Annotated in this window: 9 protein-coding genes; all 9 read right to left on the bottom strand. The window is 74.5% G+C overall.

Annotation, left to right across the window (positions count from 1 at the left end; translation table 11 throughout):
- The 9 genes from J5Y05_RS09015 to J5Y05_RS08975 all read right to left on the bottom strand — a co-directional run bounded on the left by J5Y05_RS09015 (position 1) and on the right by J5Y05_RS08975 (position 13143).
- Complete coding sequence (locus J5Y05_RS09015; protein WP_210870127.1) at positions 1 to 1344, bottom strand: hypothetical protein; 1344 nt, start codon at positions 1342 to 1344, stop codon at positions 1 to 3.
- The gene (locus J5Y05_RS09010; RefSeq protein WP_210870125.1) at positions 1341 to 3332 is read right to left on the bottom strand and encodes an ATP-binding protein; all 1992 of its coding nucleotides are present in this window, start codon (positions 3330 to 3332) and stop codon (positions 1341 to 1343) included. Before J5Y05_RS09010 ends, J5Y05_RS09015 begins: the two co-directional genes overlap by 4 nt.
- 73 nt (positions 3333 to 3405) lie before the next feature.
- Positions 3406 to 4962, bottom strand: coding sequence for a hypothetical protein (locus J5Y05_RS09005; protein WP_210870123.1), 1557 nt, complete (start codon positions 4960 to 4962; stop codon positions 3406 to 3408).
- Positions 4959 to 7121, bottom strand: coding sequence for a phage tail protein (locus tag J5Y05_RS09000; protein ID WP_210870121.1), 2163 nt, complete (start codon positions 7119 to 7121; stop codon positions 4959 to 4961). Before J5Y05_RS09000 ends, J5Y05_RS09005 begins: the two co-directional genes overlap by 4 nt.
- The gene (locus tag J5Y05_RS08995) at positions 7121 to 9328 is read right to left on the bottom strand and encodes a putative baseplate assembly protein (protein ID WP_210870119.1); all 2208 of its coding nucleotides are present in this window, start codon (positions 9326 to 9328) and stop codon (positions 7121 to 7123) included. Before J5Y05_RS08995 ends, J5Y05_RS09000 begins: the two co-directional genes overlap by 1 nt.
- Positions 9325 to 9666 carry a GPW/gp25 family protein gene (locus tag J5Y05_RS08990; protein ID WP_210870117.1) on the bottom strand — a complete coding sequence of 114 codons (342 nt, stop codon included), beginning with the start codon at positions 9664 to 9666 and terminating at the stop codon, positions 9325 to 9327. The genes J5Y05_RS08995 and J5Y05_RS08990 overlap by 4 nt, the downstream gene beginning before the upstream one ends.
- 71 nt (positions 9667 to 9737) lie before the next feature.
- The gene (locus J5Y05_RS08985) at positions 9738 to 11411 is read right to left on the bottom strand and encodes a hypothetical protein (RefSeq protein ID WP_210870115.1); all 1674 of its coding nucleotides are present in this window, start codon (positions 11409 to 11411) and stop codon (positions 9738 to 9740) included.
- A gap of 8 nt (positions 11412 to 11419) precedes the next feature.
- Positions 11420 to 12055: a phage baseplate assembly protein V gene (locus J5Y05_RS08980; RefSeq protein ID WP_210870113.1), complete on the bottom strand. Its 636-nt coding sequence runs from the start codon at positions 12053 to 12055 to the stop codon at positions 11420 to 11422.
- The gene (locus J5Y05_RS08975; protein ID WP_210870111.1) at positions 12052 to 13143 is read right to left on the bottom strand and encodes a phage late control D family protein; all 1092 of its coding nucleotides are present in this window, start codon (positions 13141 to 13143) and stop codon (positions 12052 to 12054) included. Before J5Y05_RS08975 ends, J5Y05_RS08980 begins: the two co-directional genes overlap by 4 nt.
- Positions 13144 to 13176 lie beyond the last annotated feature (33 nt).

Genomic DNA, 13176 nt, shown 5'->3' with positions numbered 1-13176 from the left:
TCACGCCTCCCCACGGACGAGGGCGGCGCGGCGGGCCGCGGCCACCGCGCGCCAGGCGTCGGCCTTCCCGGCGCGGGCGGTGACTTCGGCAGCCAGCCGCTCGGACACCGCGGCGGTCCTCGCCGCGGCCTTCAGCGCGTCGACGAGCGCGTCACACTTCCGGGTCACCGCCGTGACGAGCTGATGCACGTGCGTGCCGGTCAGTTCGCGCAGTGTGGCATCGGCGGTGAGGAAGGCGAGAACCTGTTCCTTCAGCGCGTCCGGGATCGCCGCCTCCCACATGTCGAGTGCCCTCCGGTCCCCCGCGAGTTCCTGTTCTCTGGTGAACAGCTCCTCCTGGGCGGTGGCGACGGCCGCGCGTTCCTTGGCCACCTGTGGCGAGGTGCCCGGGTCGAAAGCCGGGTCCTCCCGGATCTTGCCCAGTGCCTTGTCGTCGAGCCGCATCCGGGCCTCTCGCAGGTTGTCGGCTGCGGTGAGTACCGCCTGTTCCCTGGAGGCAGCGGTCTCGGCCGTCTCGCGCAGGCTGTTCATCCTGTCCTGCTCGGCCGGGGTCGGGTCCGCTCCGCCCCGGATCGCCGCCAGTCGGCTCAGCGCCGCCTCGAACCGGAGGGGCGCCCCTTCCGCGACGGCTCGCAGCGCGGCGACGGCGGCGTCGTACGCGTGCCGGGCGCTCAGCACGGCACCGGATGGGTCTCCGCGCTCGACGAGCGATTTCCAGCGGGCTCTGCGGGCCCTGTCCAGCCCGTCCGCGATCTCGGCGTCGCGTTGGCCGGCTTCCCTCCCGCGGGCCAGGAACAGGTCGACGAGCGCTTCGCCGAGCAGGCTGTCGAGCCGGTTCCGCGCTTCGGTGTACGGCGCCGCCGCCAGGGCCGGGGCGGCGCCGCCGAGCGCGTCACCGACCGACCGGCCCTGGGCGGTGGCCAACCACTCCCCCGCACGGTCGGCGTCCTTCTGCACGCTCGTCATCGTCTCGGCAGCGGTCTCCAGCGTCCGTCGGGCGCCGTCCAGTGCCTGGGCGATCGCGTCGCGCTCGCGTTCCTTCGCGCCGAGGGCGTCGGCGGTGTGACCCGCCGTGGCGACGGCGTACTGGCGCTCGATCAGCTTGGCCGCGAGCTGCTCGACCAGGCTGTCGGCGTCGGCGGGCAGCGGTGCGAGGGCGAGCCGCCGACGGATATCGGCCTCGTCGGCGGCGACTCCCGCGAGTGCCGTGGTCGCGTCCGCGGCGGCGGTCTCGGTCTTGGCAAGCTCGGCATCACACGTCGCCAGCCGTGCTGTCAGGTTCTTGACGGTCTCGGTCGCCTTGTACTTGTTCTCGTCGGCGAATTCGGTGAGGGGTGTCGTCACGGACACGGCGACTCCTTGACTGTGTGGGCGTCGGCTCGTAGAGGCTCCGCGTCGGCTGCTCCGGGCGGGTCCCCCGGGTATGCCTGGCCCGCCTTGGCGTACTCCCGGCGGACCGCCAGCGCCAGGTGCTCCGGGCCGATCGCGGTGCCCGCCTCCGCGGCGAAGTACGCGGCGGCGACCGCGGCATTGCGGATCAGGGACCCGGACAGCGGGTAGAGCGCGGCGAGTTGACCGAGATCGACGCGAGCGTCGAGCGGTGCGCCGGAAGGCAGGTTGTGGCGCCACAGCGTCCGGCGCTCGGCCTCCCCGGGCAGATCGAACGGCACGATGAACTCCAGTCGCCGGGCGAACGCCTGGTCGATGTTCTGGCGCAGATTGGTGGCGAGCACCGCCAGGCCGTCGAAACAGGCGAGGCGGGACAGCAGGTAGGCGGTCTCCAGGTTGGCGTAACGGTCGCGGGCGTCGCCGACCTCCGTACGGCGCCCGAACAGCGTGTCCGCTTCGTCGAAGAGGATCAAGGCGTCCCCGCGCTCGGCGGCGTCGAACGCCTCGGCGAGGTTCTTCTCGGTCTCGCCGATCCACTTCGAGACGATGCGGGACAGGTCGACGACTAGCAGCTCTCGGCCCACCGCACCCGCGAGCACCTCGGCCGCGAGCGTCTTCCCCGTACCGGGCGGGCCGTAGAAGAGCAGCCGGACGCCACGCCGTCCTGGCCGCCCTCGGAGGAACCCCCAGCGGTCCAGCACCACATGCTGCCGGCGGACCTGATTGACGGCCTCGCGCAACTGGGCGAGACGGTCGGGCGGAAGCACCAGCCCGTCCCAGCCTGCGGTGGGGCGCAGCCGCACGACGCCCTGCGGAGTGCGGTCGGTCTCCCGGGCGTCGAGCGCGGCGCGCAGGTCGGCCGGTCGGAGGGGTTCACCGCGGATCAGGGCCCCGGCGGTGGCATTCCGGGCCAGCTCCTGCGCGGCTGCCGCCCCGAGTGTGCACGGCACCGTGTCGGCGGTGCCGGGCAGGTCGGGAGCCAGCCGGCGCCACAGCTCGCGGTGGGCGGCGAGCGGGGGCGGCGGCACGTCCACGCTCAGCAGTGGCCGACTTGTGGCGCCGAGGGCGGCGCCGGGTGGGGGCGCGAGTACGGCCGGGGCCGGGACGTCGTCGAGTGCGGCCGCGCCGTCGGGAAGCTCCTGCGCGACGAGCACCGGCGTGACCCCGTGGGCCAGCGCCACCAGGGCCACCGCGCGGGCGGCGGACCGGTCGAGGACGGGCACGTCGAGAACGGCCGGCTCACGGCCGGTGGCGGTGAGCAGCGCGGCGATGCGTAGCGCGGCATCGGCCGGGTCGTCGGAGCGGAGGACGACGGTGGCCGGGACGCCGCGGCCCACCGCACGGAGCACGGCCGCCACCGCCGGGTTCTCGGCGCGCAGGCCCGGCGGTACGAGTCCGATCAGCGCCGGGTCGGTGCGGCGGGTTCCGGCGGGCCACAGCGGTGCGGCGTGCAGGGCGTCCCACAGCCCCTCGGCGAGGTCGAGGGTGCGGTCCCAGAAGGGGCCGCCGCCCTGCGGGCGCACCGCGCCGGAGGCGACCAGCGGGCCGCCCCGCAGGAGCCTTCGCAGCCAGAGCCGGGCAGTGAGCGGGTCCGAGGGCGCGCCGGTGAGGGCGCCTGCCTCGGCGAGTACCGCCGCGAGCCCGGTGGTCGCCGCGGGTACCCGTCCCGGGTGCAGTTCGCGCAGCACACTGGAGAGGCCCTCGTGCTCGTCCGCGAGCCCGGCGAGGAGCAGCACGTCGGTCTCGGCGGGACCGAGGCCCAGTCCGCGGGCCAGTCTGTCGACCGGCTGCTCCTCCGCGTCCTCCTCCGCGCCCCGCTCCTTTCCGGACGGTCGCTCGCCCTTGGCGGCTTGCGGTACGGCACGGCCGGCGAGGGCGGTGAGGAAGCCGTGCGCGTCGTGGTCGGCGCCGAGTGCTTCGCCGATCCGGCCGGCGATTTCCATGGCGGCTCGGTGCAGCCGCGTCGAAGCGGCACCGGGCCGCCCGGAGGACCCGACACCTGCGGAGAGTGCGACATCAGACATAGCGGAACCTCACGATGCAGCCGAGCGCCGGCAGCCAGCCGGGGTCGAGGTCGAGGCCGGCCGCGCGCAGATCGACCGAGACGTCGTCGAGGTCGAACCGCAGCTCGAGCCAGCCGGGAGAAGCGATGATCTCGCCGCGCCGATGCAGCAGTTCGGCGAGGAGCGCGGTCTGCGGAAGACCGGCCGGGGGCCGTCCGGCCACCCTGAGGCGCAGTGCGCGGACGGTCCGGTCGGCCAGGCGGGCGGCTTCGCGCCGGACGGCGCCGTGGTCGGCGTCGCCCGCCGGGCCGGGAGGTCCGGCCGACGGCGGAAGGCCGCAGAAGGCGAGCAGTGCCGGGTCGGCCGGGTCCGGCGCGCGCGGTCTCGGGGCCGAACGGCGCAGCAGCTCCGTGCCGAGCGCGTGCATCGCCGCGCGGGTGCCCAGGCCGTCCAGCGCGAACAGGGGCGCACACTCTTGCGGCGAGCCGGCCCGGGACATGAGGGGCGCGATCAGGTGGAGACAGAAGAGCAGCCCGGCGTTCCCGCTGACAACCGGGCACGCCCGCTCCGCGCCATGGGTGCAGGGGGCCGGCCGTCTCCCGTCCTCGTGCCCGTCCACCGGGGCGGATTCCGGCACGGCCGGCTCCCGCACTGCTCGCTTCCGCACGGTCTGCCGGCGCGCCGCAGGCTCGCTCAGGGCCAGGCGCAGCAGGGCAGCGCCGTCGGAAGCCACCCGACCGGGGTCGGCGTCGGCGATCGCCAGAGCGGTCAGCGCGGCACGAACCCGGGCGTCGTGCCCGTCGAGGGCCGCGGCGCCGAGCGGCGAGCGCGACAACAGCTCGGCTGCGGCACCGGAATCCCCCGGCGCCGGCGACGTGAGACCGCTGGTGAAGGGCCCGCCGTGGGTCGCTCCCGAGGCAGGGGCGGCCGGAGCCGCGGCACCGGTCCGGATGTCGGGGGCTCCTGCCGGGCGGACCTCCTCCGGCGCCCCGCCCAGCGCCTGCCAGGCGACCGTCGCGAGCCGTTCCAGGCGTGGGGGCCCGAGCACGGCGACCACCCGCGGCAACGCGCCCCGCGCGGCGACGGCTGCCAGTACGGGCGCGACCGCCATGGGCTGCGCGGCCAAAGCGGCGGACACGGCGTCCGCGACGCCGGTGCTCGTCCCGCCCCCGGCCGCGGTGGTGGCCGGCCACAGGCCCAGTCTGGTCCACGCCCAGACCGGCGAGGTGTCTCCGGCGCAGGCGCGCAGGGTGAGATCCAGCAGAGCGGCGGGCCGGCTGGGGTAGCGCACCACCGAGGGGCCGCCCGCCGCCAGTTGCCCGGCGACGGCCGCCGCGACCTGCCGCGCCCACGCACCCGCGGCCTCTGCCGTGAGGCCGGCGCGGACGCGCACGGGTGGCACGTGTACCGATCTGATCGCCACCTGTTCGTCCGCGGCCACGATCCCGGCCAGTGCCTCGTCGAGGACGTCCTCGAGCAGCACGTCGAGCAGCGTCTTCGCCTCGTGGCGCAACTGCGGTGCGGCAAGCCGCCAGCGCACCGCGAACCGGTCGATCACGGCATCGGTCATGGTCCGACCCCCGTGTCCGCGCCGATCCGTCCTTGGCCGACGGGATGTCCGCCGGTCGGCCGGCCGAGTACGGCGTACCTGCCGAGGGTGCCGCCGACGGACAGGGGCTGGAAGCCGCTGTTCCTGCCGACCACCGAGGTGAGTCCGAGATGCCATCCTTCACCGACCCGGGCCCCGCTGTCGGCGGAGCACACCTCGACCACGGTGTGGGCAGGGCGGTGCAGGTCGAGCAGGTGCCTGACCGTGGCGAGCCGCTCGTCGGAGAGCGCGCCCGGGACGACCACGGCGAAGCGGTGGGCGTAGTCGGCGAACGTGCCCCCGACCGCGGTGAGATCCGGACCTCGGACCTTGCCGAGGCCGCGGAAGCGGAACCGTTCGACCAGGACCGGCGCCACCCCGAGGTAGATCTCCAGCATGCGCGTCAGCCCGGCGACCGTCCCGCGGAGACGGAACAGCTCCACGGCCTCGGCGAGCATGGTCCGGCGTACCGGATCGGGCCATCGCCCATCCAGGGTGAGCCCGATCAGGGAGGCGAGCCAGGCGAGAGATTCCGGTGGCGCGTGCGCCGGGTCGAGCATCAGGTGCCGTTCGGCGGCGCGGGCGTCGAGGTCGGCCAGCGGGCCGCTCAGGAGAGCGAGGAAGCGGTCGAGGAACGCCGTCGCCCGCGGCTCGGCGGAGTAGACGGCCGGGAGCCGGTCGAGCAGGCGGTGACCGGAACGCTCGGCCCGCAGTGCCAGGACCCGCGGAGCCGCCCCGGGTGTTCCGGTGAGGATGAGCCGGAGCCACAGGTAGCGTCCGGGCGGGGCGTTCACCGGGGCCTCGTAGGTGACGAACGGGTCGGATGCCTCCCGCCGGGACCACGGCACCTCCCGGGGGCCACGCCGGTACAGGTCGCCGCACCCGCCGGCGCCGCCGCCCGGTTCGGTGCCGTCGCCGAAGAGCCGTTCCGCGGCCTCGGCCGGTGCCAGCGGCGGTCCGGGCGGCAGCACGGGCAAGGGGATGTGCGCATTGGACGGCGGAGTGTGCGGAAGGGAGGTCACGCCGTCCTCGGTGGGAAGGTCGTCGGCGGTGAGGAATCCGACCTTCAGCGATGTTCCGGGCGGCAGGCAGGCATCCACGAACAGCCGCCCCCACCGCTGCCCGTACGTCCCGCTGTCCAGTGCGAAGGTGTCGACCCGGCCCTCGGTCCGGTACCGGACGCGGGCCTCGAACGCCGTCCGTACGCCCCTGCCGCTCCAGTAGCCGATCCGGCCGTCGGGGGTACGCGCCAGGCCGCGCCCGTCGTAGGTGGGGGCCCGCAGCGGCCGCTCTTCGGCGACACCGCCGTCGCGGAAGGCGATGCGGCGCAGGTCCGCGCCCGGCGGCCCGGCCACGACCACCGCCCCAGTGCCGTCCAGTTCCAGGTCGGAAGCGCCGGGAAACGGGCCGAGCACCTGTCCCGTCCGGTGGTCGGCGACGGGCACCGCCCAGCCGTTGTCCTCCGGGTCCCGCCACAGGAGCCACACCTCGCCGCCCCGGCCGACGGCCACCCGGGACGGCACCGCCCCGACGGGCAGCGCGGCTCGCGGGCCGTCCGGAACGGGGAGCCGGCGGGGCGGACGCTGTCGGTCCAACCGCCGGAGCGGGGCGTCCGGTTCGGCGCAGGCGACCAGGAGACCGTGGTCGTGGAAGGCCAGGTCGACCGGGGTGCCGGGCGGCCGGAGCCGGCGCAGCGGACGGCGCTCGACCGGATCGAGGACGAGTACGGTGCCTTCGCAGACGTCCAGCAGGGTCAGCCGGTCGTCCGAGTCCACCACCAGCGCCGCTGCCCGCACATGCCGCACGGGGGTGCCCGTCGCCGGGGCGAAACGGCCGGACGGCGGGCCGGGTACGGGCGGGGGCTCCAACAGGTCCTCGACGAGGACCTCGCCCTTCCCGCCGCCCGGCCGCCACGGCACCCGGACGATCCTGCCCTCCTCCGGCACCGCGTGGTAGGCCGTGCCGCCGGGGCCGAACGCCAGCCCGGCCGGTCCGGGGCCGCTGTCGGTCCCTGATACCGCCTCCGGGACCTGCCACTCCAGTGTGACGGCGCGGTCGTCGGCCGTCAGCGCGGTGCCGACGTGTGCGCAGCGAAGCCATTGGGCGGCGACCGCGACGGCGGCGGACCTACCGGCGTCCATCAGCACTCCTCGCTCGGGACCGGCACGGGTACGGGGGTGCCCGGCGCGGAGGGTGGTGACGGCTGTTCCCCGACCGGCAGTGGCGTGCCCCCGGCGACCTCCGAGATCGCGGTGGGCTCGGCGACCTCCCACGGCCGCAGCTCGACCGTGCCGAGGGTCCACGAGCCGTCGTCGGACCGCTGCGCCACGTCCAGTCCGGTCAGGTACTCGACCCCTTCGACCTGCAGCACCGCCGCCTCCAGCTCCGGACCGTGCACGCGGCGGCCGAGCGGCCAGCCGCCGCCCTCCGGCCCGTACGGCGGCAGTGGCGACAGGTACTGGCGGAGGACCAGCTCGGCCCAGTGCCGCGCGGCGTCCGCGCTGTGGCCGGGCTTGACCGAGAGCCCTACGGAGACGGCCACCTTCCGGTACGCCGGCGGCACCACGTACAGCTCCGTGGTGACCGGTCGACGGGCGTCGAGGTGGGCGCAGACCCGGCGCAGCAGTCCGCGGTCGGGGACCGGTGCGTCCGGGTGGAACGCGTCGTGGCGGGGCCAGACGACGACGGTCACCACGCCCGCGGCGTCCAGTGCCTTCGTCGGGGGGTGGAACAGCGGCAGGCACTCCGCTCGCCCGACGTCCCCGCCCGGAGTGAGTGCGGCGAGTTCGGCGAAGTCCGAGGCGGTCACCGCCCGGTCGTGCCGCCGGAACTCACCGGGAATCCGGCCCAGCGCCGCATCGAGTGTCTCCGCCTCGGTGCCGCCCTCGGTGGCCAGCGGGTTGCTCACCGTGGCAGGCTCGCCACCGGGCAGCCGGGTGAGGGAGCCCGCCGCGACGTTGCCCTGCACGCCGCCTCCGTAGCGGTAGCGCAGCACCCGGACCCGCTCGCCGATCTGCGGAGCCCGGCCGCGGACGGTGTCGCCGAAACCGCCCTCCCCCGCGTCGCCGTCCAGCGTCCAGTGCCGGTCCTCGGGACCGCTGGCGGCGAACGATTCGACACGCTGCCACGGCCGCCAGACGCCGTTCTCCTCGACCTCGACGACCACCGGGGGCACGTCGGGCTGTACGGGCCGGTGAGCGAAGGCGTAGCGCTGGTCAGGCATACCGGTGCCGGTGCCGAGGTATTCGGGCTGCGCGGTGACGGCCTGGACCACCTCGGCCGCGTTCACGCCGACCCAGCGCAGTGCCGGGATCTCGGCGGCGCCGGCGAGGGGAAAGGCGCGCAGCCAGAAGAGCACGGCCTCCTCTCCGTCCAGCGCGGGCGGGTACGCACCGACGCCCACCCCGTCCGGGGCGTCGGGGACCGGCACCCCGAGTCGGGTGAGATCTCGGGGCAGGCGCAGCCGTACCACCCCGTCGCGGCGCAGCCCGCCCGTGGAGTCCGCGAAGAGTTGCAGCGTCTCGTAGCGGGGCTCACCGCCGTCCTCCCGGTCGATCGTCGAGATCTGCCACTCCACCTGCGGGGGAGGCCCCCCGGCTGCCGGCCCGGCGCCGGGGCACGGCTCGACCGCGAACATGTCCGGCACCTGCGGGTCGAGTGCCACCCCGAGGCTCAGCTCGGCCCCGGCGAGTGAGGAATCGCCGTGCCGCAGTGCGCCGGCGTCCTTGGCCTCGTCGGCGATCACAGCGAGCCACAGGGTGCCGTCGACGGCGTTCGGGACCTCGAGCGGCTGCGCCCCCGGCACGGTGGGAACGTCGGGGAGCACCACCGCGCGATAGAAGACGGGGTCCTCGTCGTCGCCGAGGCCGTACGCGTCCAGTGCTGCCTGCACAGCGGCCATGTCGTCGTGATCGGTGGGCGCCGGAGCGGCGGTCTTCGCCACGGCGCGGACCCGTACCGGGAGGGCGGTGACGTCCTGTTCGGTCTCGAATTGCACGGAGCCGGCGGCGACGACCGTCGCCGCGGGCAGTTCGACGGCGTCCGGGGTGCCGTCGGCCCGCCGCCTGACCGGTGTGAAGGCGACCATCCCGCGCGCGGGATGGGCCGGCCGCAGCGGGACCCGGAGAAGTCTGAGCAGCCACGCTCGCGTGGCGTCGGGGATCTGGTTGAAGCGGTAGAGCAGCTTCTCGCCGAGGAAGGCCACGAGTTCCAGCAGGGTGATGCCGGGGTCACTGGGGTTACGGTCGGTCCACTCGGGCGTGTAGACCGCGATCCGCTCCAGCAGTTCGCTGCGGAGGTCGTCGTAGGAACGGTCGTCGAGTGCGGGCGGAGGGATCGGCACGGTCATACCCCCGTCGTCCGGGCCGTGCCGACGGGCACGGCGATCCGCAGGTCGGCTGCGCTGCCGTCGCGCACGTGGGTGTACGACACGGTGATGACGGCCAGCGTCGGGTCCACGCCAGGGCTGACGTCCACGGCGCTGAGGGTGATGCGTGGCTCCCAGACGGACAGCGCGTCCTCCACGGCGCGGGCGATCGCGGCCCGCGTGCCGGGGGTGTTCGGCGCGCTCAGGAACCGGCGCAGTCCGCAGCCGAAGTCCGGGCGCATGAGCCGCTCGCCGGGTTCGGTGACCAGGATGATCCAGACCGACTGGCGGAGCAGCATGGCACCGCTCGCCAGATCCATGACCCCACGCCGAGGCAGCGGCTCGACGGGGAACGCCCAGCCGCGGCCCAACCGGTCAGCGTGCAGGCCGGTCACGCGGTGAACACCTCCTCGCGTTCCACCCGGGGTTCGTAACGCAGGTCGTCGTCGGGCGCGGAGAGCGCGTGGGCGCCGCCGACGACGGACCGTGCGATACGGAATCGTTCGGTCGTCGGCTGCCCCTTGAGGCCGGACCCGAAATCACCCATCTTGGGGGGCTTGATACCGGCATTCGTGGCCGAGGCCCCGACCGCCTTGGCGAACGCGTCGAGCGCCGCGTCGGCCTTGGCTCCGAATCTGGCCTCGAAGTCCGCGTCGGCTTCGAAGTCCACGGGTTTCGCGGCGAGTTCCGCTTGCAGGTCGGCATCGACGGACAGGCTCGGCGGGATGCAGATCTTGAGGGCGAGCAGGAACCACAGCCCGAATAGAAGGACCACGACCGGCAGGAACAGCCGCAGCACGAAGGTGGCGATGATCGTGATCAGGGGGATCGAGAACGAACAGATCTGGTAACCGCCTCCGGGCACCGGATCGAACTGCATGTCCGGCGGGCTGCCCACTCTGACCCCGCCGATGCCCGCGCCGAGTCCGACCGCGGCCCGCAGCTCCGCCTTGTCCGGCATCCTGATCGTCACCGGGCGGTTGGCCGTGCCGCGCGGGTCCAGCGGGCCTGCCAGCCGGAATGGCTCGCTCGGCTCGCTCCAGGTCAGTGGCCCGTGGCAGTCCCGCTGCCCGGGTCTGCGCGGGCAGGCGGGATCGTGCCGGCGCACGTAGCAGCGGATTTCGTAGACCGACACGTCGTCGAACCGTGGCACACGGTCCGCCGGCGGTTCGCCGGAAGGGGCCGCCCCGGCCACGGGGAGCAAGGCGAGATCGAGCGTGCCGGTCGGGACGACGCCGAAGTAGAGCGTTCGTCTCGCGCCGTCGTGAGCCTCGTCCGCCGGGTCGGGCACCAGCGGGTAGAGGGGGAACGTCGCCTCCGTGACTTCGTGCGGCAGCTCGCTCACCCGCTCCCACCGGCCCAGTCCGGGCAGCGGTCGCAGCGCCGCGCAGGGCCGCTCCGGCAGGGGCACGACCCCGCCGGCCGCGTCGACGCAGAGCGGCCGCCAGCCGTCCAGGGCGCGTTCGACGCCGGCGGCCTCGGCCCACGTGTGCAGCGCGGAGCGGTGGGTGTCGACCTTCCGCTCGGCGGTGGCGTGTTGTTCCAGCAGGCCACCGCACCGGGACAGCTTCGTGCCGCCTGCCCGGAGGGCCTGGGCGAGCCGTTTGTCGACCGCGCCCAGCCGGGCGCGCGCCAGCGCGAGATCGCGGAGCATCCTTCGTGCCTCGGCGGCTGCTCCGGGCGGCACCGAGGCCCGGCGACGCCGGACCACGAAGCCCGCCTCGCACACCTCGTCACGACGCGGGCTGGGCAAGCCGGGCCGGTCGCAGTGCAGTTCCACGGCGACGAGATAGTGCCGGTGGTGGGTGGCGAGGTACAGCTTGCGCACCTGTGCGGCCGCCGCGGCGACGAACCTCACTCCGCCGGACGGAGCCGGCCCCTGGTCGGCGACGTCATCGAAGACGAGCCGACGCTGCGGATCGGCGAGGAACTCGTCGACCAGCGCGGGCGTGGCGTACTTCTGCAAGGCGGGCCTGGTGTGCGCGGGAGGAACGCCCTGGCGGGGCCAGTGCCACCACGGGGCGGTGAGCAGCCAGTCGTGCGGGGTCGGGACGTGGGCTGTCATCGGCCGGCTCACCACACGTTCCCCGCGCCGGGAGTGTACGAGGGCGAGACGACCGCGGTGGTCTGCAGCGTCGTACAGGTGACGGTCCCGTCGAAGGTGGCGGTCGCCGCGTGAACGTTCACCGCCGGGGCGGAGATGTCGAGCGGCGCGTTCGAGGTGATCCGGACCTGGCCGCTCGCGGTGAGTGTCATCCCGAAACCGTCGGCATGGGTCAGCCGCACCTCCCGGGAACCGCCGTCGAGGACGAGCGTGTGACCGCCGTCGGTCTTCACGGTGAGCTTGGGCGCTGCCTCGGTGTCGTCGAACTCCAGCACGCTGCCGGCCCGCGATCTGAGCATCCGTTTGTTGTTGGGCCGGGTCGCCTCGACGGGCGCCGTCTCCTTGCCGTTCCAGCAGGAACCGACGACGTACGCGCGGTTGGCGTCGCCCGCTTCGAATCCGATGACCACCTGCGATCCGACCGCCGGATAGGCGACGAAGCCCTGGCCGTCGTCGGCGTAAGGGGAAAGCAGCGTCGCCCGGACCCGCAGCTCGTCGCCGGTCGTGCCGAGCGAGGGCAGCCGTACCTCCACCCGGCCGAGCCGGTCGGGGTCGACGATGTCGGTCACCAGTGCCGGGTACAGCCCGTACAGTCCCTCGCTCACCGGCCGTCCTCCGCGTTGACGGTCGCCCGCTCGGCTTCGAAATGGCTGCGCAGTCCGCCGGCGCCACGCTGGAAGGTGTGCCGTACCCGGGTCGTGTAGTAACCGTCGCCGTCGAACGGCCTGCCGACGCCGGTGAGCGTGATCCGGCTGCCCACGGTCAGCTCCGGAGTGCCCCGGCTGGTGCCGACCGCGGTGACGAAGCGGCGGGCGCGCGCCCGCAACCGGGCCGCCGCCCAGGACCGGCCCTCCGCCTCGGCCAGCGGCACCATCCGGGTGAGCTGGTCGAGCCGTGGTCCGACGGTGCCGGCCAGGACGGCCGGACCGGTCCGCCCGGCGGGCACCTCGGCCGTGACGACCGCCCCGTCGGCCTCGGCGTCGATCCTGTCCCGGCCGCGCGCGTCGTAGCCGGAGACCCGCACCGCGCTGCGCTGGTGGGCGAGGTCGGCGCGCACGGCGACCGTGAGGAGGTCCCGGCCCTGGGCCAGCCGCAGTTCCGGTCCCCGGCGCCGGTCGCGGGTCGCGAAGTGCAAGGTCCTGCCGGTCACCCAGACCTCGGCGCCGAGGAGCGCCGCGCGGGCCCTGACGAACGCGAGGTCGGACTCGTTGACCTGCTGCACCAGCGGGTACGTCGGTCCTGCCGCGTCCGCGTCGGCGGACAGTCCGTGGTCCGCTGCGATCCGCCGCGCCAGATCGGCGTCGCTCACCTGACCGTACGTACGCGAGCGCCGGGTCATCCGAAGCGCCATCAGGGCGTCTTCGGCGAAAACCGTGACGTGTGGGGTGTCGCCCTCGTCGAAGGTGGCCTCCAGCGCCGAGACACTTCCGGCGAAGACCACGCGCTCGTTGCCCGGGGGCCCGAGCGAGACGGACAGCTCGCTGCCGAAGGACAGCGTCCGGCCGTCCAGATACTCCACGACGTCGTCGTTGGGCCGTCGTCGGGGAGCGACGGCGAGGAAGTGCGCGGTGAGAGTACGCAGCCCCGCCGTGGTCTCCTCGACGCTCAAGGCCAGGCAGTCGCGGGCCAGGTCCGGCACGCGCTGTCCGGCCACGGTGAAGACCGGGTCGGAGGCGATGAGGCGGTCAGTCATGGCGGGCCTGCCCGGGGGAGCACACGGTGGGCC

The sequence above is a fragment of the Streptomyces tagetis genome (genome assembly GCF_018069565.1).
In the GTDB taxonomy this organism is placed as follows: Bacteria; Actinomycetota; Actinomycetes; order Streptomycetales; family Streptomycetaceae; genus Streptomyces; species Streptomyces tagetis.
Note: the sequence above shows the minus strand (reverse complement) of the source record. Positions and strands in the feature narration are given on the sequence as shown.

Bases quoted from the DNA above. Each gene is read 5' to 3' on its own strand.
- J5Y05_RS09010 (WP_210870125.1), bottom strand. From the start codon at position 3,332: ATGGAAATCGCCGGCCGGATCGGCGAAGCACTCGGCGCCGACCACGAC.
- J5Y05_RS09005 (WP_210870123.1), bottom strand. From the start codon at position 4,962: ATGACCGATGCCGTGATCGACCGGTTCGCGGTGCGCTGGCGGCTTGCC.
- J5Y05_RS09000 (WP_210870121.1), bottom strand. From the start codon at position 7,121: ATGGACGCCGGTAGGTCCGCCGCCGTCGCGGTCGCCGCCCAATGGCTT.
- J5Y05_RS08995 (WP_210870119.1), bottom strand. From the start codon at position 9,328: ATGACCGTGCCGATCCCTCCGCCCGCACTCGACGACCGTTCCTACGAC.
- J5Y05_RS08990 (WP_210870117.1), bottom strand. From the start codon at position 9,666: ATGGATCTGGCGAGCGGTGCCATGCTGCTCCGCCAGTCGGTCTGGATC.
- J5Y05_RS08985 (WP_210870115.1), bottom strand. From the start codon at position 11,411: ATGACAGCCCACGTCCCGACCCCGCACGACTGGCTGCTCACCGCCCCG.
- J5Y05_RS08975 (WP_210870111.1), bottom strand. From the start codon at position 13,143: ATGACTGACCGCCTCATCGCCTCCGACCCGGTCTTCACCGTGGCCGGA.